At 40.6% G+C, this 20,582-nt stretch carries 15 protein-coding genes, 2 pseudogenes and 1 riboswitch; of the genes and pseudogenes, 13 read left to right on the top strand and 4 right to left on the bottom strand.

The features are described from left to right. Positions 1-131 precede the first annotated feature (131 nt). Positions 132-842, top strand: coding sequence for a DUF421 domain-containing protein (locus EP737_RS22865; RefSeq protein ID WP_129731362.1), 711 nt, complete (start codon positions 132-134; stop codon positions 840-842). A gap of 571 nt (positions 843-1,413) precedes the next feature. On the opposite strand, the gene EP737_RS22860 is transcribed toward EP737_RS22865, so the two are convergent. After that, positions 1,414-1,866: a MarR family winged helix-turn-helix transcriptional regulator gene (locus tag EP737_RS22860; RefSeq protein WP_129731360.1), complete on the bottom strand. Its 453-nt coding sequence runs from the start codon at positions 1,864-1,866 to the stop codon at positions 1,414-1,416. Positions 1,867-1,991: 125 nt separating this feature from the next. On the opposite strand from EP737_RS22860, the pseudogene EP737_RS22855 reads away from it, so the two are divergent. Next, positions 1,992-2,569: pseudogene (locus tag EP737_RS22855) on the top strand (NAD(P)H-dependent oxidoreductase). Positions 2,570-2,838: 269 nt separating this feature from the next. Here the strand turns inward: EP737_RS22855 and EP737_RS26650 are convergent. The 3 genes from EP737_RS26650 to hxlA form a co-directional block, all read right to left on the bottom strand. Beyond that, complete coding sequence (locus tag EP737_RS26650; protein WP_425455951.1) at positions 2,839-3,156, bottom strand: MerR family transcriptional regulator; 318 nt, start codon at positions 3,154-3,156, stop codon at positions 2,839-2,841. A gap of 352 nt (positions 3,157-3,508) precedes the next feature. Further along, positions 3,509-4,066 (bottom strand): 6-phospho-3-hexuloisomerase, encoded by a 558-nt coding sequence (hxlB, locus tag EP737_RS22845; RefSeq protein ID WP_129731358.1) that lies wholly within the window; start codon positions 4,064-4,066, stop codon positions 3,509-3,511. A 17-nt stretch (positions 4,067-4,083) separates the two neighbouring features. Continuing rightward, the gene (gene hxlA / locus EP737_RS22840; RefSeq protein ID WP_129731356.1) at positions 4,084-4,725 is read right to left on the bottom strand and encodes a 3-hexulose-6-phosphate synthase; all 642 of its coding nucleotides are present in this window, start codon (positions 4,723-4,725) and stop codon (positions 4,084-4,086) included. A 471-nt stretch (positions 4,726-5,196) separates the two neighbouring features. On the opposite strand from hxlA, the gene EP737_RS26085 reads away from it, so the two are divergent. The 11 genes and pseudogenes from EP737_RS26085 to EP737_RS22790 all read left to right on the top strand — a co-directional run bounded on the left by EP737_RS26085 (position 5,197) and on the right by EP737_RS22790 (position 20,505). Then, positions 5,197-5,364, top strand: a complete 168-nt coding sequence (locus EP737_RS26085; protein ID WP_205651004.1) for a hypothetical protein — start codon at positions 5,197-5,199, stop codon at positions 5,362-5,364. A gap of 97 nt (positions 5,365-5,461) precedes the next feature. Continuing rightward, positions 5,462-5,578 (top strand): hypothetical protein, encoded by a 117-nt coding sequence (locus EP737_RS26380; RefSeq protein WP_246040351.1) that lies wholly within the window; start codon positions 5,462-5,464, stop codon positions 5,576-5,578. A gap of 43 nt (positions 5,579-5,621) precedes the next feature. Beyond that, positions 5,622-7,379: pseudogene (locus EP737_RS22830) on the top strand (family 78 glycoside hydrolase catalytic domain); the annotation flags it as partial. Positions 7,380-7,617: 238 nt separating this feature from the next. After that, a complete protein-coding gene (locus EP737_RS22825) occupies positions 7,618-8,943 on the top strand; it encodes an ABC transporter substrate-binding protein (RefSeq protein WP_129731354.1) in 1,326 nt (441 codons plus the stop codon). A 102-nt stretch (positions 8,944-9,045) separates the two neighbouring features. Continuing rightward, positions 9,046-11,913, top strand: a complete 2,868-nt coding sequence (locus EP737_RS22820) for a family 78 glycoside hydrolase catalytic domain (protein WP_129731352.1) — start codon at positions 9,046-9,048, stop codon at positions 11,911-11,913. A gap of 51 nt (positions 11,914-11,964) precedes the next feature. Further along, positions 11,965-13,011, top strand: coding sequence for an aldose epimerase family protein (locus EP737_RS22815; RefSeq protein WP_129731367.1), 1,047 nt, complete (start codon positions 11,965-11,967; stop codon positions 13,009-13,011). Positions 13,012-13,398: 387 nt separating this feature from the next. After that, positions 13,399-14,721 carry an ABC transporter substrate-binding protein gene (locus EP737_RS22810; RefSeq protein ID WP_129731350.1) on the top strand — a complete coding sequence of 441 codons (1,323 nt, stop codon included), beginning with the start codon at positions 13,399-13,401 and terminating at the stop codon, positions 14,719-14,721. Between the two features lie 95 nt (positions 14,722-14,816). Then, positions 14,817-15,686: a carbohydrate ABC transporter permease gene (locus tag EP737_RS22805; protein ID WP_129731348.1), complete on the top strand. Its 870-nt coding sequence runs from the start codon at positions 14,817-14,819 to the stop codon at positions 15,684-15,686. Further along, positions 15,686-16,576, top strand: coding sequence for a carbohydrate ABC transporter permease (locus EP737_RS22800; protein WP_129731346.1), 891 nt, complete (start codon positions 15,686-15,688; stop codon positions 16,574-16,576). The genes EP737_RS22805 and EP737_RS22800 overlap by 1 nt, the downstream gene beginning before the upstream one ends. Before the next feature lie 120 nt (positions 16,577-16,696). After that, positions 16,697-18,268, top strand: a complete 1,572-nt coding sequence (locus EP737_RS22795) for an alpha-L-rhamnosidase-related protein (RefSeq protein WP_129731344.1) — start codon at positions 16,697-16,699, stop codon at positions 18,266-18,268. A 927-nt stretch (positions 18,269-19,195) separates the two neighbouring features. After that, positions 19,196-19,296: riboswitch (SAM riboswitch) on the top strand. Between the two features lie 81 nt (positions 19,297-19,377). Next, positions 19,378-20,505, top strand: a complete 1,128-nt coding sequence (locus EP737_RS22790; RefSeq protein WP_129731342.1) for a 5-methyltetrahydropteroyltriglutamate--homocysteine S-methyltransferase — start codon at positions 19,378-19,380, stop codon at positions 20,503-20,505. The last annotated feature ends 77 nt before the right edge of the window (positions 20,506-20,582 follow it).

The raw sequence follows: 20,582 nt of genomic DNA, 5'->3' as shown, positions 1-20,582 counted from the left end.
TAACTTTAAGAATAGCCTAAATGCTTAAGTTGATGGATGTGTGTCGGGACCCCAATAGATAAAAATGTTTATTGAAATGCGATACTGACTACAATGAAAGAAGAAACAGTGAACTTACTTGGAGGAAGAACATGCCTGATTATGTTGAAGTTATTCTTCGTACGTTCGGAGCATTCTTTATGTTGCTGATTACTACCCGTATCTTAGGAAAACAAGCCCTTACTCAAATGACCTACTTTGATTTTGTCGTTACTATTACCATGGGGGCAATCGCAGCGAATTTAGCGTTTAATACTTATGTTAAAGTGCACCATCTCTTCCTTTCTTTCTGTATCCTTGTTGGGATTACTTTTCTGAGCGCTTATATTTCCTTAAAAAGCAAAAAAGCTCGTAAATTTTTCGCTGGAGATCCAACTATTGTTATTCAGAATGGAAAAATATTAGAACATAACATGAGAAAAATGCGTTATACCTTGGACTACTTAAATCAAGAACTTCGAGAAAAAAATGTATTTGATATTGAGGAGGTTCTTTTTGCTATTCTTGAAATCAACGGGACATTAACTATATTGAAAAAACCGCAGTATCGTACCGTGACAAGAAAAGATTTATGGATCGCCACTACTCCAGAACAGCGACTTTCAGTTGAATTAATTATGGACGGAAAAATCATGGATAGAAATTTGCAGGAAAATCAAATTACTCATTCGTGGTTAGAGGATGAGTTAAAGAAGCGCAATTTGCATGTACATGACGTGACATACGCAGTTTTAGGGGCAAATGGGCTTCTATACATTGATACATATGATGACCATTTGCAGTCTCCAATTGATCAAGAATAAGGTGATAATGGGGCAGTGCGCTATCGCCACCAAGTTAAAATTTTATGATGCTCTTAGAATGAAGATTTGTGTCTTTTATATCAATAAGACTCATTTTTATTGTTTTGGGGGGATTATGGATATCTTACCTTGATGGGCATGGGGTCAGCCCCATGCCTATCAAGCTAGTGAAAGACAATATGTATAAGTGCACCGCTATACATCTTCAATTTGTTTGTCATCCGCCGTTTTCTACAAAAATGCCCATACTAAAGAAGCCCCAAATTGGTGCTTTTTTGAAATTATGCAGCTTTCTTTTCCCTTTACCTTCGTTCGTACACAACTGCGAGTATGTCAAAAATAATTTTCTTCTCATACCTGTGTGATCTTTGCCTATTTTTCTCAGAAGCGTGTACAGGAGAAGAAGTATTCTTATCAATTGCTCAAAAGTCCTCTAAGGAGAAGGAACCAAGATCACCAATACGAACGGCCTCTCCTTCTAATATGGATATGGCAAAATATAATGCCTAACTCTAAGGAAAACCGTCTGAAACAAGACAGACGCAGCCTTCCCTTTTCAGACGCTGCTAAATTACTGAGGCGGTTTTGCAGGATAAAATACCTTGCTTTGTAATACATCAAGTGCAAAATCTATCTGGGCAAGATCTTCCTCGGACACATGCTGAATCCGTTCCAGAAACCGGGCTTCAATCCCTTGAAAAGCAGCATTCATCATGTTCTGTCCTTTTTCGCTGAGCCGGATAATGTGCTTGCGTTTATCGTCAACCGCTACGACTTTTTCACACAAGTCCTTTTCTTTGAGTTTTCTTAGTTCACGACTTGCGTTGGGCATTGATAAATCGAGACAATCACAAATTTCACTTAATGTCACCGGCTGTCGAACCGTAATAAGTTCCATAATACGGTATTGAACAGGGGTGACGGAAAAGGCTTTGGACTTAACCTCTTTGGTCAGCTCATGGGTTACTTGGTGCATGGATGTAGTTAAGTTGATGACTTTATGAAATAGGGTTGTTTTGTCCATGGAAAAGAATCACCTCTATCTGCCACTATAGCAAAAAGGTTATCGTAAAACAATTATCAATTGACAACTAATAAAAGGGGGTGCTATTGTTTTGTTATCAAAAGATAACCAATAGGGGTGGTATCATGAAAACTCTCATCATTTATGCACATCCGAATCACGAAAGTTTATGCTATGCCTTTTTACAAAAAGTGCTGGAGGGCTGCCGAGACAATCTAGTGATTTCGGAGATTCAATTGTTAGATTTGTACACGGAGGGATTTGATCCGGTTCTCGTCTTTAACGAGAAGAAGCGCCGCAGGGATATGCATACCGATCCGGGGCTGGCTCGATACCGAGAACAACTGTCATGGGCGGAACAGATTGTGTTCATCTATCCAATTTGGTGGGGAAGACCGCCAGCCATGCTGCTGGGTTTGCTTTTCGAACAGGTCGGGGGCTAATCCCAGGGGGACTATTGAAGGGAAAACGAGTCGTTTGCATCTCAACCATGAAAGGACCAACATTTTATCCTTTATTTTGGTTGAATAATTCCCATAAAGTATTGATGCGACGTGCTTTGTTTTCTTACGTCGGGATTAAGAAAGTAAAGTTTTTTGAGTTTGGTGGGATGGAAAATCCAGACGGCAGGCAGGAACAGAAGCTGAATCGGGTTTACCAATACTTCCGGAATGCCAAGTATGGTAGGATGGTTATCCGTTAGTAGACGGCGTTAGTGGAACTGGCCCATCAGTTATGGGGAGCAATGTAAAACCCTACAAATTCTTTCCTCTACGCTTGCACCCAAAAAATGTATCATGCCCGAGAAATTTCCAGCCTCGCGAAGACGGAGGAATTGTCCAGTAATGTAAAAAAACACAAAACCATGACTCCCCCGTGCGAGACAACGTACTGAACTGACCAGCATGAGGCAGCATCTATATGGTTAAGCGTTGTAAGTGATTTGCAGGGAAGGGAACAATTTAGCTTCTTTTAAAGACAAGTATAAGGAACATAGGCTTTTAAGGGGCTTTTTCTCATGGCATTCGTTTTTATTTGGATTTTCCGTTTTAGGAGTTCCATACGAACAGCTGTGACTGGAAAACCACTTTTTATTTTTTTAGAGATCTCGATCAATAATTCAATATCAGAAAAAGAATATTTGCGAATACCTGAGGACGTACGCTCTGGAAAAATTAATTCTTTTTCCTCATAATAACGAACTTGTCTCTCAGATAAACCTGTCAATTCAGTTACAATCCCTATTTTCATGACTTTTTTAGTTCGATAGAAAGACTTATTTTCCAATATAAACTCCCCCCATTGTATATAAAGAATGTAAATTCGTAACTTTTTGGTGTACAGGTTAGTCCTCCTGTTTTTATAGCTACTGATGGAGTGTCATGGGGGACAAGTGGCAATATAGATCCTAGTAAATAAATGAAGCTCTTGTTCTTACCTATCATTTAAAAAAAGCACGTTATCCTTTATTTAGTAATATAGGAAAAGAATAACGTGCCTTGGGGGTTAGGGATAAGAACTGCTAACTTGATGGATGGGGGACGGAGCCCTCTAAGAAAAAGCCTGGTTAAAAGAGCTTCTAGCCGCTTGATGAATTCGTTGCATACTATGACTCTTTTATAAAAATCCATATAATATAAGTTTATTCGAGGTTAGCATGCCTACTGAACATGGTAGTAGAGTCCAACCCTTTTTTCTCCATCAGTCTCAGGATAACAGCATCGTAAAATAACAGGAGGGTTTGCTCAAATAAGGATGCCATTGGCTGTATCGTCTTGTATTGAGCTCCTTCCTGATCTTTAGGCGAGCCTGGCAGTTTAACTACGATGTCTGCTAGCTGCCCGATAGTTGATTCAGGGGAAATGGTTACAGCAGCCAGAGTTGCACCCATGCTTTTTGCCTTCTGGGCCATAGCTACTAAACTTTTTGTCTCCCCTGAACCAGATGCAATGATGAAAATGTCATCCTTTTCTAAGTTAGGAGTAACAGTTTCGCTTACTACGTAAGGATCTAAACCCATATGCATCATGCGCATCGCAAACGACTTAGACATCAATCCAGATCGGCCTGCACCAGCTACAAAGATCTTCTTTGCTTCAAGAACTCCATTTACTAGTTTTTCAGCTTCTTCATCCAGTATTAATGTTCCTGTTTGCTGCAGTTCTTTGATGATTTCAGTTAAATATTGGGTAGTTTGCATGGTTATCATGCTCTTTCTTAAGCAAGGACCTTTTTCTTAACGAGCTGTTGCATTTCGGAAGCTACTGCTTTTTTATCTTGCTGACCTGTAATTCCGCCACCTACAATGACAAGATCAGGCTGTGATTGGACAACCTCTGGGAGGGTATTTAGCTTGATGCCGCCTGCGACCGCTGTTTTTGCATGTTTTACGACACGTTTAATCGTTTGGAGCTGTTCAAATGGGCTTTCTCCCTCAGCTTGAAGGTCATAGCCTGTATGTACACAAATATAATCAACACCAAGCGCATCTACTTCTTTAGCACGCTGCTCAAGATCCTTTACATTAATCATATCAATAAGGATTTGTACGCCTTGTTTCTTTGCTTCTTCTACGGCCCCTTTAATGGTAGAATCATCAGTTGCTCCTAGTACGGTAATAATATCAGCGCCAGCTTCAGATGCTTTCATTACTTCGTACGCACCCGCATCCATAATTTTCAGATCAGCTAATACTTTTAAAGAAGGAAAAGCCTCTTTGATTTCCTTCACAGCTCGAAGGCCTTCATTAATGACAACAGGTGTACCGATTTCTACAATATCAATGTGTTCCTCAACCTCTTTGACTACTTGCTTCGCTTCTGGAATGTTTACAAGATCTAACGCTAATTGAAGTTCCATGAATTCTTCACTCCTTAAGTAATTTTGGTTTTTATTGGCTACAACTTTATTCTAGATTTGTCATCCCTAAAAAAAAAGTACGCACTTTAAAATCAAATAGTTACTAGAAGTATATTATGAGGGAGCCTTTAACTAGCAAATTTACAATATTCATCTATTGAATGTATTAAAGATTTGTTGACTTCTCTTATGTGATAGTTGGTTCATTATGGGTTTTCAACTGTATCTTCCTGACTCTTCATAAGGATATCCATGTAGTTTTCCCCCATTTATACATAGATGCAAGAATTGGTATTAAGATTGTTCCTTGTTCAATAATGGGGCAGGGGAGTATGTACCTCAAAGAAAGCTAAGTATTAGTCAAATATTGGGTGAGCCCGGGATTCCTTCGCTGCAAAAAAGAAGTTGAAGCTTATCTTTGAATCGAGCAAGCTTCTTCTTTGTTTTTGATATTAAAACGCTTGAAAACGCTTGCTACAATATAGAGAAGAAAGTAGCACCAAGGAAATGGAAGGAGTATTTCAAGTGCAATTTAATTTTCCAGCAGATTTTCTTTGGGGTTCGGCGAAAGCGGGACACCAAGTTGAAGGTAATAATGTGAACAGTGATTTCTGGGCAGAGGAGCATGCAGAGGCCTAGAGGGCGTACAAGCTTGTCTAGATGAAGGGAGATTGTTATTAGAGGCTATTTACATTAGTCCACCTTCGATAATTTCGAATGGAATTCAGGCTATTCTATGCAATTTGGTCTTATCGGGGTTGATCGGTCCACACAGGAACGGAAAGTGAAGGAAAGCGCGCGTTATCTAGGGCGCATCGCTCAAATGAATGCACTAGTACTAGATAGAGGATAAGCTGTATTCCTAAAATTTCCTGCTATGTCGAATTCATTTCTAGCTGGGAATTGATATAAAAGAACCGCGTATCAGTTGGAAAATTCAATCAGACCAACGGGGAACGATGCAAAAGGCTTACCAGATTCAAGTATCAGCAGGTTGTGATGATTTTACAAATATATTATGGGATACGGGAATGGTTCGTTCAGGAGAATCGATTCAGATCGAATATGGCGGCCCGGATGTAACGCCTCGAACAAGATATTTTTACCGCGTAAAAGTTTGGGACAATTTTGAGCGTGAATCATCATGGAGTAGTACGGTTTGGTGGGAAACTGGCTTGTTAGATCATACAGAGTGGAAGGCACAATGGATTACACCCGAACCGGAAGGTATTGATCCTCTCTCTGAGCCTGCATTCCTATTAAGGAAAGAATTTAAACTTAAAACGGGCATTACTTCAGCCCGTATTTATGGGACTGGAGTTGGTCTCTACGAACTATTCCTTAACGGAGAACGGGTAGGGGCTGATTTGCTTTCTCCTGGCTGGACGAGCTATCATCATCGCCTGCAATATCAGACGTATGATATAACGGAGCAATTAAGCGAAGGTGCAAACATACTTGGGACTGTGCTGGGGGATGGCTGGTATAAGGGAACTCTTAGCTTTGAAAATAAACGCCATGTGTATGGTGATAGACGGGCCGCCTTATTTCAGCTTTATGTAAAGTATGATGATGGGTCAGAAGAAATCATTGTAACGGATCATACATGGAAGGCATCTACTGGCCCTATTTTATATTCAGAAATTTATGATGGCGAAACCTATGATGCCAGACTTGAAAAAGCTGGTTGGAGCCGTTCCGGTTTCGATGACAGCAGCTGGAAAGAAACAATGGTTCAAGATTTGCCATTTACCAATTTAGTTGCCCAGGAAAACTGGCCAACGCGGGTTACAGAAGTGATTCAACCAATTGCTTCATTTGTGACTCCTGCAGGGGACACTGTTTTAGATATGGGGCAAAACATGGTAGGCCGAATGAAATTTAAGGTGAATGCTCCAAAGGGTGCACGAATTGTTTTGAAGCATGCAGAGGTACTGGATAAGGACGGCAATATTTATTTTGGGAATCTTGGAAAGGCGAAGCAAACGATTGAATATACCGCAAAAGGGGAAGGTATTGAAACATATGCGCCGCATTTCACATTCCAAGGCTTCCGATATGTAAAGGTAGAGGGATATCCTGGACAAGAAAACGGATTACCGCTAGAAAACTTTGTAGGTGAAGTTATTCATTCAGATATGGAGCCAGCAGGTGAATTTGAGTGTTCGGATCCATTAGTGAATCAGCTGCAGCGCAATATTGTTTGGGGACAAAGAGGGAACTTCCTTGACCTGCCGACCGACTGCCCGCAGCGGAATGAAAGGCTGGGATGGACAGGAGATGCCCAGGTCTTTATTCAGACGGCTCTATTTAATTATCATGGGGGACCATTTTTTACAAAGTGGCTCCGTGATTTGAAGGCAGAACAGCTTCCAGATGGCTGTGTTCCAATTGTGATTCCATCTGTTGTGAGCGGGGCTGGCTCAGCGGCTTGGGGCGATGCAGCAACTATTATTCCGTGGACAGTATATCAAACTTACGGAGACAAACGTTTACTTGCTGAGCAATAAGATAGTATGAAAGCATGGGTAGAATATATTCGCAGACAGGGGAAAAATGAATATCTTTGGGATAAAGGCTTCCATTTTGGCGATTGGTTAGCTCTTGATGCAAAAGAAAATAGCTTTGTAGGCGCTACGCCAAAGGATTTCATTATCAAAAAAGAACAGACATAAAAACAAAAAAGTAGCACTTACTAAAGAAGTGTGAAAGCACTTACAATGAAAGTGAGTCAATTGAATTCATTTTATAAAAGCATCATGCACGATGGAAGAAGTAATTTGACAGTTATTATATAAAGAAGAATTCATATAAAGATCGGGAGAAACCTCTGCCTTGTATCCACCATAAGAGATGAATCGTGATAATCTGAAGGAGAGGAGGTATAACGGAATGAAAGCTAAAAAGAAAATCCTGACGGTATTATCTAGTACGGTATTATTTGTAAGCATTTTAGCCGGATGCAGCAGTGACGGCAAGCAGCACGAAAACACTGTGACTGAACAAACTCCTGAACCTGTTACGCTGACACTATTAATGGACAATCAAAGCTCCGCGCGAATGGAAGGGATTAAGGCTGTTACAGACGTAATCGAGAAAAAATATAACATCAAAACTGAAATTGAAACCCGTCCAGGCGGTGTGGAAGGGGACAATCTGGTCAAAACACGCCTAGCCACGGGTGATATGACCGATTTAGCACTTTACAATTCGGGTTCTCTCTTACAAGCATTGAATCCAGAGAGAAGTTTTGTGGATCTTACAAACGAGCCCTATATGGAAAAGGTTTCGGATGAGTTCAAGGAAGCAGTAACGGTGAATAGTAAAGTGTACGGCATTCCCTTCGCGACATTTAGTGCCGGCGGCTGGTTTTATAATAAAAAGGTGTATCAAGAGCTAGGTCTTTCCGTCCCTAAAACATGGGAGGAGCTGATGGCTAACAGCGAAAAGATTAAAGCGGCAGGCAAGACAGCGGTCATTGGAACATACAAGGATGCTTGGACATCCCAGGTTATTGTGTTAGCAGATAATTACAATGTTATAACGCAGGCTCCATCGTTTCCAGATGATTTCACGGCGAACAAGGCCAAAATGGCGACAACACCAGTTGCTCTAAGAAGCTTTGAAAAGCTGGAGGAGGTAAATAAAAAGGGATATATGAATAAGGATTTCCATGCTATAGGCTACGAAGCAGGGCTGGAGATGCTCGCTGAAGGAACAGGTGTTCAATATCCTATGCTTTCTTACGTGTTGTCCGATTTTGCAAAGCTACACCCGGACAAAATCAATGACATTGGTTTCTTCCCGCAGCCTGGTGATAGCGCGGATAAAAACGGTATGACCGTATGGGCGCCAGATGCCTTCTATATTAACAAAAACAGCGATCATGTGGATGCGGCGAAGAAATGGGCAGAGTTCTTTGTTTCTCCAGAGGCGGTGGAGCTGTATTTGTCTAAAGTGCCTCCAGATGGCCCTGCTGCAGTAGAGGATGTGAAGCTTCCGAGAGATGTGTATCCTGCAGTCAAAGATATGCTTCCTTACTTTGAGGAAGATAAAACTGCGCCGGCTCTAGAATTCTTAAGCCCACTTAAGGGTCCGAACTTACAGCAAATTACCTTCGAGGTAGGCGGCGGTTTGAAATCAGCGAAAGAAGGGGCGCAGCTTTATGATAAAGACGTAGAAACCCAGGCAAAGCAGCTTGGTTTAGCAGGCTGGTAATGGAGATAAGTATGATTCACTCTATATTTTAAATATAAATAACGACCCGAGAGCAACAATTCTATTCAATGCAATCGGGTCTTAACATGGGAGGTTAGCTTTATGGAATGGAAAGCAAATTGGATTTGGGATAATAGCGGGGAACAGCCAAGAAATCAATGGTCATGTTTTAGAAGAACATTTACTATTCCTGCGGATTATGAATCAGCAACATTATCTATATCTGCGGACACGAAATATGCTGTTTATATCAATGGTGAGTTAATCGGATACGGTCCCGTTCGCGGCTGGACATCGGAATGGTACTATGACCAATATGATGTAAGCGGACTAAACAATGGGGAAAATGTCATTGCAATATTAGTAAATCATTATGGAATAGGGACGATGCATTATATAGAAGGACGCGGCGGATTAATTGCACAAATTGATTTCTCTAATAACGGTCAGGTGATTGACAGGATGATAACCGATGAAGGCTGGAAGACTGCCAATCACAGTGGCTTTATTAAGGAAACTGTTAAGATGTCCAATTGTTTGCCTTGGTCCGAGATTTATAATGCGGGACGATTTGATCATGATTGGGAGCAGGTTGATTTTGACGCTTCAGCATGGAATAACGCTGAAGTCATTGGGGCTTATGGGATGAATCCGTGGAAAACACTTATTCCTAGAGATATCCCCCATTTAACCAATGAGACTCAATTTCCCAAAAGTGTATTATCATTAAAAGAAGTGAGACCTATTTCACAGCACTTTTCTATTGATTTAAAACCAACTTTCTTCCCAGGGGAGTTAGATAATAATTCAGGGAAAGTGATGCAAGGGTATGTAGTGACTGAAATCCATGCAAAGGAAGATGTCGAGGGAGTAATGATTCTGACGTTTGACCCGCATGCAATGGCTAAATGGGAGTTCAAACTAAATGGAGTAGAGTATAAAACCCAGAACGGGAAATATGAAAAGGTGAATCTCCGAAAAGGCGTGAATCTATTAATAGTGGATGTAGGCGGGTCTTTTCATGAACCAATTATGCATGTCGCATTTAATTTTCCTGAGAAAATCGAGTTGAAGGCACCTTTTGGCCAAGGGGATTCCAAATTTTTAGCGATTGGACCTTTTTATACAGCTACCCATCTTCAAATCGGCACACCTGTTCCAAAAGCTGCTCCTTTAGAGAAAGAATATGTACAAGTGAAGCAAGTGTCGTCCTTGAGTGAATTGGAAGCGTTTAAAAAGAGGGCTAAGGAAATTCCAAATGCCCATGTTTGTACAGATCATGTAGGTCTTCTTTCCATGTTCAAAGAAGACATTCGGACCCATTCCTTACAGTTCCAGCATCAAAATATGGTATTGCCAAATCATAGTTTTACAAAGGTAGAACCAATGGAACAAGGCGATGCAGAATATCTAATTGACTTTGGCAAGGAATACTTGGGCCATATAGAATTTGAAGTAGAAGCCACAAAAGGGACTGTTTTCGACTTTTTCCTATTTGAAAGCATCCACCAGGACGGAAGAATCGAGCATACCTTTTCCTTGAACAATTCCTTACGATATATTGCAAGGGATGGCCGGCAAGTGTATCGCTCCTTTATTCCTAGAGGATTCCGATACATGCTGTTAACGATTCGAAATACTAACATGCCATGTAAAATCTTTAGTGTAAAAGTAGATGTAACCACTTTCCCTACAGGAAATGTTGGAAACTTTAGCAGCTCTGATTATGAGCTGAATCAAATTTGGGAAATCTCAAAGCACACCATCCGGATGTGTGCACAAGATACGATTATTGACTGTCCCGCTTATGAACAGGCACTTTGGACAGGCGATTCCTATAATATTTCTCTCATGAATTATTATGCATTTGGAAACTATGACTTGGTAAGACGTTGTTTACGACTAATTTCTAAATCCGTGTATCGCTCTCCTCTGCCAGAATCACATGTACCGAGTGGGTGGCAGAATGTGCTAACAGCTTGGTCCATTCTATGGATGATGGCGTGCAGAGAATATTATCGATATTCTGGCGATCTGGAATTTGTAAAAGAAGTATACCCGGAACTAAAGCTGACCGTACAGCGCTTTCAAGGATTTCTGAATGAAGAAGGATTGTTGGAAATCACGGCTTGGAACATGTTGGATTGGGCGCCAATGGATACAGAGCATAAGATTGTAACGCATCAAAATGCTTTCCTTGTTGAGGCATTCAGACAAACAGCTTACTTAGCGTCACTCATAGGAGAGCATGAAGATGAAATTCAATTTTTATCCTTGGCGGATCAGTTGAAACAAGCGATCAACACGCACCTATGGGATGAGGAAGAGCAGGTTTTTGTTGATAGTATCCATGAGGATGGCACACCGTCCAAAGTTCGCAGTGTGCAAACAAATCTCGTTGCCTTTTTAACAGATTGTGCAGAGGGAGAACGCAGAGATGTGATAGAGAAGTATATAACAAACCCTCCAGAGGATTTTGTTCAAATTAAAAGTCCGTTTGTTCTCCTTTTCTACTATCAAGCTCTCATGGATCTTGGGAAAAACAGGATGGTACTAGACAATATCCGGGAGATTTATGGTTATATGCTGGAGCATGATGCAACAACATGCTGGGAAGGCTGGGAATTAATTGAGGGAGACTTTAGCCGCAGCCATTGTCATGCTTGGTCTGCAGCCCCAACCTATGTGTTTGGCGTGTTATTTTTAGGTGTAAAACCATTAGAGCCAGGATTTACGAAAGTAGCGATATCTCCTAATTTAAACGGATTAAAGTGGATAAAGGGTTCTGTACCTATTCCACAAGGAAAGATAGATATTTATTGTAAAGATGTAGGAGAGTATATTGATTTGCAAATTATTCTTCCAGATGAGGTTGAAGTAGAAATTATGCCGCCTGCAAATACAAAGGTTCAAGTGAATGGTAAACCTTATTCTTTAGATACAAATCATTTGGCTGTTAAAGTTAATTAAATGTGAAGGGGGATGCGCAGGATGTATGTTATATATCCTGCGCGTATTATTATGAAAATAACACAAACAAAATTTGCTGAGTTAGGTAATCAGGATATCTATGAATATACACTAGTCAATGACCAAGGAATTACAGTTTCTTGCATTACATATGGTTGTATTATTACAAAAATTGTAACACCTGATCGCAATGGAACGTATCAAAATGTTGTTTTAGGGTTTGATAACTTGGCGGACTATCTGAATCATTCCCCGTATTTTGGCGCTGTTGTTGGCCGGGTTGCGGGCCGGATCAAGGGGGCAGAATTTGAGCTGGATGGTGTCACATATCAGTTGGTGCAAAATAATAATGGCAATCATCTGCATGGCGGTACGGTAGGGTTTGATGCTGTCATGTGGGAAGCTCGTGTGATTGAGACAGAGAATGAAATTGGCGTAGAGTTCTTTTATATGAGCCCTGATGGTGAAGAAGGGTATCCGGGAAATCTGGATATGAAGGTTACATATACATTAAATAATCATAATGAGTTTCTTATCTCCTATAATGGAGTATGTGACCAAAAAACATTGTTGAATATCACAAATCACACATACTTCAATCTAAGCGGGGATACAGAGCGAGATATATTGGATCATAAGCTGCAATTAAAAAGTGATCAATATTTAGAGTTAACCGATGAGCTTCTTCCAACAGGCGAATTTATCAATGTAGACGGAACAGTGTTCGATTTTCGTGAAGGAAGGGCAATAAAAGACGGAGCTATATCAGATCATCCTCAGAATCTGCTGGCTGGAAGAGGGTATGACCATCCATTCTTTTTAAATGCGAATCATGATGAAGAAATTACTTTATGGGATGAGAAGAGCGGAAGAAAGCTGATGATTGAGACAGATGAGTGCGGTGTAGTCTTATATACAGGCAATCATTTAGAGGGGAATTTTTCTGTTCGGGGGACAAAGTCACGAAACTATTTGGGCTTGTGTTTGGAAACACAAGGGTTGCCGGATTCTATTCATCATCCACACTTTCCTTCTTGTGTATTGGATAAGAATGAAGAATATCGGTCTGTAACGAAATATATTTTTGCCACTCTATAAACGCAAGCAGGAAAGGCAGCGATATGGAATTGGCAGGCGAAGCAGCAAAGCTTACAGGGCTGATAGTTTATGCTGCTAAGACATAAAGGCTGTTAAACAGTAAAAAATGAATATACTTCACAACAAGCCGAATGCTGCAGCATTCGGCTTGTTGTATGTTCAGAAGTATGATTTTTTTATCTATCTCCTAAAAAAACAGCCACCAAACAGAAAAAAGCAGCACTTACGATAAAGGAAGAAAGCCCTTACAATTAAGTTAAGAAAGCAACAACATAGAGAAACAAACGATAACAGGATTTTAGAATTATACAGGCTAGAGTATAAATAACACTCTGTATAGTTCTTAAGTAATGTTTGGTTAACGTTTGAAAGGGAGGAAGGTACAGCATGATGAAGACAAAAAAGAAAATCTTAGCGGTATTATCTACAACAGCACTTTTTGCAGGTATTTTAGCTGGATGTGGAAGCGCTGACAGTAGTAAAGAAAGCGCTTTAAAAGGGGGAGGTTCCACTACACTTACATTTTTAATGGATAACCAAAGTCCTGCGCAAATGGAAGGTGTCAAAGCTGTTTCAGCGGAAATTGAGAAAAAGTACAACATTAAGACTGAAATCGAAACTCGTCCAGGTGGTACAGAGGGTGACAACCTCATTAAAACTCGTCTCTCTACTGGTGACATGTCAGATTTGATTTCCTACAATTCCGGTTCACTTTTACAAGCGTTGAATCCAGAGAAGAACTTTGTGGATCTCACAAACGAGCCGTATGCGGACAAGCTTCTAGATACATTTAAGACAGCGGTAACAGTAAACAAAAAGGTATACGGTGTCCCAGCGGCTAACTTTAGTGCCGGTGGCTGGTTATACAATAAGAAGGTATATAAAGAACTCGGTCTTTCTGTTCCAAAAACATGGGATGAGCTGATGGCAAACAATGAAAAAATTAAAGCAGCCGGCAAAACAGCGGTTATTGGCACATACAAGGATACTTGGACATCTCAGGTTATTGTGCTTGCAGACAACTACAACGTGCTAGCAGAAGCTCCATCATTCCCAGACGATTTCACAGCGAATAAGGCAAAAATGGCAACAACACCAGCGGCTCTTAGAAGCTTTGAAAAACTAGAGGAGATTAACAAAAAGGGCTACATGAACAAAGACTTTAACGCAACAGGCTATGAAGCAGGTTTGAAAATGCTAGTAGATGGTACAGGTGTACAATATCCGATCATTTCCTTTGCGCTGCCAAACATTGCAAAATTATATCCAGATCAAATTGACAATATTGGCTTCTTCCCGCAGCCTGGTGACAGCGCTGACAAAAATGGTGTAACAGCATGGGCGCCGAACGGTCTTTACATCAACAAGGCAAGTGAACATGTAGATGAAGCAAAGAAATGGCTAGAGTTCTTCGTTTCTCCAGAAGGTCAAGAGCTGTATATGTCTAAAGTAACGCCTGATGGTCCATCTGCAATCAAGGATATAAAGCTTCCAGACAATGTATATGCAGCAGTAAAAGACATGCTTCCATACTTTAACGAAGGCAAAACAGCACCGGCTCTTGAATTCTTAAGCCCGTTAAAAGGACCGAACTTACAACAGATTACATCTGAAGTAGGCGGCGGTATGAAATCGGCGAAAGAAGGAGCAAAAGCATACGATAGTGACGTAGAAAAGCAAGCGAAGCAGCTTGGCTTAAAGGGCTGGTAATTTGCCCGCTTAAACAGGTGATATTTGGATGAGGCGCCCTGCCCTAAAGGGACAGGGCGCTGTTCTCCATGAATGTAGAGAGGGGAGACAGTAGGATGAATAATAAGCTTATAAATAGAACATACACATATAGCTTTTTACTTCCAGCCGGCATTATTTATTTTGTATTTTTCTTATTGCCTACCATCATGTCCTTATTTTTTAGTATGACATGGTGGTCACTAACAGATTGGAAATTTATCGGACTAGAAAACTTTAAGACATTTTTGACAGAACCGTCTTTGAATATTGGATTTAAAAATACGATTATCTACGCCATTGTGACATGTGGTCTTAAGGTCATTCTTGGCTTGCTTCTTGGTGTATTCCTTAGCTCAAAGCTCAAAACAGTGAGCTTTATCCGTTCTATGGTCTTCTTCCCAACTCTTTTAAGTACAATCGCAATCGGGATGGCATTTGCGATGATGATGCATCCAACACAAGGACTCATTAATTTAGCGTTACAAACAGTAGGGATTGTAGGTCCAGACTGGTTAGGTGACAGTAAAATTGCCCTTCTTTCCGTCGCTTTAGTTGATGTGTGGAAGGGTGTAGGGATGGCGACAGTTATCTTTATCGCAGGGATTATGTCTATTCCAGAGGATTACTACGAAGCACTTATGATCGATGGCGGAAACGCCTGGCATAAGTTTTGGAATATTATCCTGCCGCTGAGCCGTCCTGCGATGAACTCTGTTATTATTCTAGCATTTATCGGTGGTCTTCGTTCCTTCGACTTAATCTGGGCAATGACAAAAGGTGGTCCTGGCTTTAGCACAGATTTAATTGCTTCTATTATATATAAGCAATACCAAGCAGGCTTTTACGGTCTGTCCACAGCCGGAAACGTAATTTTATTCCTACTTGTTTCTGCATTGGCATTCCCACTGTATGCTTATTTGAACAAAAAAGAGGTGGATTTGTAATGAATAAGGCAGTTACTCAATCTCCAGTACCGTCTATTGCTTCCGATACTAAAAAAGGCTTGAACGGGAAAAAGCTTCGGAAGGTATTAACTGAATGTATCGCGGTGTTATTAACTTTAGTCGTATTCGGGATTCCATTTTACTTTATTCTCGTGAATGCTGCGAAGGATACACAGGAGTCTGCGCTGCTGAATATGTCATGGCCAAGCTCCTTCCAGCTAATAGAGAATATGAAGGCTGTACTAGCAGCGCAAGATGGCATGATCATTCGCGCTTTCTTTAATAGTACCCTCATTACCGGATTTTCTATCGTGTTACTCATTATCCTTGGCGCTATGTCGGGGTATGTGCTGCAGCGCAAGGTCAGCAAAGCATCACGTTTCTTTGACTTTTTGATTCTTGCAGGGCTGATTATCCCGCCAGCAATCGTACCGACAATTTGGGTATTAGACGGAATCGGATTATTTAAAACAATGCCGGGAATCATCCTTGTACTTGTAGCATTGAATTTACCGTTTACAGTATTGCTTTACAAAGGCTTTATGGCAACGATTCCGCGTGAAATTGATGAAGCGGCATTGATTGATGGCTGCAGCCGCTTCCGCTTGTTTTTCTCCATCATTTTACCGTTATTAAAACCAGTTTCCGCAACAGTCATCGTATTGACTGCTGTAGGAATTTACAATGATTTTGTAAACCCGCTGTATTTCTATCCAGGTGCCAAAAATGCAACCATTCAGCTTACGTTGTATAACTTCTCAAGCATGTACAATACGCAGTGGAACCTGTTATTTACAAATATCGTGTTAATCTCGCTTCCGCCACTCATTCTATTTATTTTCTTCAATAAGAAAATCGTGGCCGGTATGACAGCGGGATCTGTGAAGTAAAGTTCTAGCCAATGTAAATCAAAGCACAAAACAAATACTGAATACTACTAAAGTGTTCAGTATTTGTTTTAAGAATAGAAAGCTGATAATGCAAAATGGCTAAGACGGGGAGGAATACTTATGGCAAACGAAGCACAAACTCAAATAATCAATGATTTGGTAATTGATCGTAATGAAGACTTTATCGCAAAGTCTGAACAATTAAAGCCAGAGCTAGTAAGAGAAACGGTAATGCCGCAAAACTTTGTAGAGGTAGTAGCGGATCCAGCCGTTATCCATGGCTGGCGAGCGCAAGCCATTGAACCCCAAGCAGGACAGTCCTATGGTAAGGGCGATGAATTTATCCTTGATTTTGGTACGCACCAGGTTGGCTATGTATCCATGAAAATTAGACCGGTTGGCAGTCCGCCTGATGCACCTCTTAGTCTTAAATTAACATTCGGTGAAATGCCAGTTGAAATGGCAGAGCCATTTTCAGAATATGACGGTTGGTTAAGCAGTTCATGGCTGCAGGAAGAAACGATTTATGTGGATGTGCTGCCAGCTCGTATCGAATTACCACGCCGTTATAGCTTCCGTTATATTAAATTTGAAGTGTTGGATACATCGCGAAAATATCGTGTCGCATTCGATGATATCCAATGCCAAACAGTGACATCGGCTGATCCATCCCGTGTTATTCCACTTCAGCATAAGGATTCGTTGCTGGCTCAGATTGATCAGGTGAGCATTAAAACGCTGCAGGATTGCATGCAGGATGTATTTGAGGATGGACCGAAGCGCGACCGTCGTTTATGGCTCGGCGATTTACGGCTTCAGGCATTAGCAAATTACGAGACATTCCAAAATAATGATTTAGTAAAACGCTGCTTATATTTATTTGCAGGTGTGCCGGATGATAGAGGAAAAATTATGGCAAATGTATTTATTGCGCCATCATTAATTCCAGATGACATATACTTATTTGACTATTCACTGCTATTTTCAACAACATTGCATGACTATTACTTTGCAACGAACGACAAAGAGACGCTAGTGGAGCTATGGCCTAGTGCTTATCGTCAAATTGAGCTCGCATTAGAACGATTAGATGAGCACAATATTGTAAAGGATGATAAATCGTGGTGGTCATTTATTGATTGGCACCAGGAATTAAACAAGCAAGCTCCTTCGCAGGCTGTGCTTATTCATGCAATCAAGCGGGCAATTGAAATGGCAAAGGTGTTGGGCAGCGACAAGCAGGCTTTCTTAGAAGAGCGTCTGCAGGAGATTGTAACGGCAACGATTACCCATCTATGGGACGAAGAAAAAGGCTTTTTCGTAAGCGGAGCAGAAAAACAAATTTCGTGGGCAAGCCAGATTTGGATGGCATTGGCGGAGGTACTAGAGCCAGAGGAAAATCGTCAGCTTATGAACCGTCTATTGTCAGAGAAACCTGAGATTGTCCTCACAACACCGTATATGTACCATTACTTAGTGGAAGCACTTATTATAGTAGGCGAAAAAGAAAAGGCAGTTGAACAGCTAAAAGCGTACTGGGGTGAAATGATCCATGACGGTGCAGATACGTTCTGGGAATTATATGACCCTAATAATAAAGACTTTTCACCGTACGGCAGTTATTTGATTAATAGCTACTGCCATGCGTGGAGCTGTACGCCGACTTATTTGATTCGAAAATATAATTTGTAAATTTCCCTATAAAATGCTTAAAGGATTACTTTTTTACACTGTAGGGAAGTATAAATTTCCAGCTAGAAGGTCATTCGGCGTAGTCGGAAATTTTAGGAATAAAGTATAAGTGCAACTACGCCTCTCCTCTGTCTTCGCCCAAGGGCGGATCTCGCCAATCGGTGAGTTTTCTTTACACTTTAAGAAAGTATAAATTTCTAACAGGAAGCCCATTCGGCGTAGCGAGAAATTTTAGGAATAAAGTATAAGTGCAACTACGCCTCTGTCTTCGCCCAAGAGCGGGGCTCGCCAATCGGCGAGTTTTCTTTACACTTTAAGAAAGTATAAATTTCTAACAGGAAGCCCATTCGGCGTAGCGAGAAATTTTAGGAATAAAGTATAAGTGCAACTACGCCTCTGTCTTCGCCCAAGAGCGGGGCTCGCCAATCGGCGAGTTTTCTTTACACTTTAAGAAAGTATAAATTTCTAACAGGAAGCCCATTCGGCGTAGCGAGAAATTTTAGGAATAAAGTATAAGTGCAACTACGCCTCTGTCTTCGCCCAAGAGCGGGGCTCGCCAATCGGCGAGTTTTCTTTACACTTTAAGAAAGTATAAATTTCTAACAGGAAGCCCATTCGGCGTAGCGAGAAATTTTAGGAATAAAGTATAAGTGCAACTACGCCTCTGTCTTCGCCCAAGAGCGGGGCTCGCCAATCGGCGAGTTTTCTTTACACTTTAAGAAAGTATAAATTTCTAACAGGAAGCCCATTCGGCGTAGCGAGAAATTTTAGGAATAAAGTATAAGTGCAACTACGCCTCTGTCTTCGCCCAAGAGCGGGGCTCGCCAATCGGCGAGTTTTCTTTAAAAAAACTTATTGACAGGGCAACAAAACAAGTGTAGTTTAATTACTAAGTTAAATATTTGTCTAGTTAAATACTTTTGAATATTCTTATCCTGAGAGGTGGAGGGACTGGCCCTATGAGACCTCGGCAGCGGACTATTTAAGTACTGTGCCAATTCCAGGAGCGATTTGCTTGAAGATAAGAAGAGAACCTATTACGGTAATTACCCTCTTCTTATTTTTGAGAAGAGGGTTTTTTGATTATTAAAGAAAGAAGGAAATTCAATATGACAACAACACTAGTGAAAGCTCCATTTAAAGCCGATCATGTAGGAAGCTTTCTAAGAACGGCGCCTATTAAAGAAGCAAGAACAGCTTATGCGAATGAGGAAATCGATAAGGATGCCCTAAAGGCTGTAGAGGATACAGAGATTGCGAAGCTTGTGCAAAAACAAATTGAGGTAGGCCTTAAATCAATCACGGATGGCGAATTTAGACGCTCGTGGTGGCACTTAGATTTTTTATCAGGTTTAGAAGGGATAGTTGAGTTTGAAACGGAATATATAAGTAACTTCAAGGGTGCCAAAACAAAAAATACGGCAATCAAAGTAGTTGGTAAAGTAGGCTTTAATAATCATTATATGCTAGAACACTTCAAGTTCCTAAAAGAAGCTGTTAACCAATATGGTGATGGAAGCCAAGTGGCTAAGTTCTCCATTCCAAGTCCTAATATGTTATTCACTAGAATTCAAGGTGATGAGTATTATAGCGGCAACCAAGAGGAGTTTTATAATGATACAGTAGCAGCTTACCAAAAAGCAATTCAGGCTTTCTATGATGCAGGCTGCCGTTATTTACAATTAGACGATACTTCCTGGATTGATTTTGTTTCCGAAGAACGTATACAAGCAGTCGTTGAAAAACTCGGCATGGATGTACAAGACATTATCGATACTAGAGTACGTTGCTTAAATGATTCTATTTCCAAGAAGCCTGCTGATATGGTAATTACAATGCATATTTGTCGTGGGAACTTCAGGTCTACATATATTACAAGTGGCGGGTACGACAATATATCTGATGCAATATTTGCTAACTTAAATGTAGATGGACTCTTCCTAGAATATGATGATCAACGTTCAGGTGATTTTGAACCATTAAAGAGCTTTAAGCGTAATGACCAAACAGTTATCTTAGGATTAATTACATCTAAATTCCCTGAACTAGAGGATCCTGAATTGATTAAAGAGCGAATCAAAGAAGCAAGTCAATATATTCCTCTAGAAAACCTAGCATTAAGTCCTCAATGCGGATTTGCAAGTACGGAAGAAGGAAACAAATTAACGGAAGAAGATCAATGGAATAAGATAAAACATGTAATTAAAATTGCTGAAGATGTATGGGGAAACAACTAAACAGTGATTTGAAATAGCAGTAAAAGCCCTCCCTTCTATGGCTAAGTAGGGAGGGTTTTCTTTACAATGTAAGAAAG

It is taken from the genome of Ectobacillus funiculus (assembly GCF_004138295.1).
GTDB lineage: Bacteria > Bacillota > Bacilli > Bacillales > Bacillaceae_G > Ectobacillus > Ectobacillus funiculus.
Note: the sequence above shows the minus strand (reverse complement) of the source record. Positions and strands in the feature narration are given on the sequence as shown.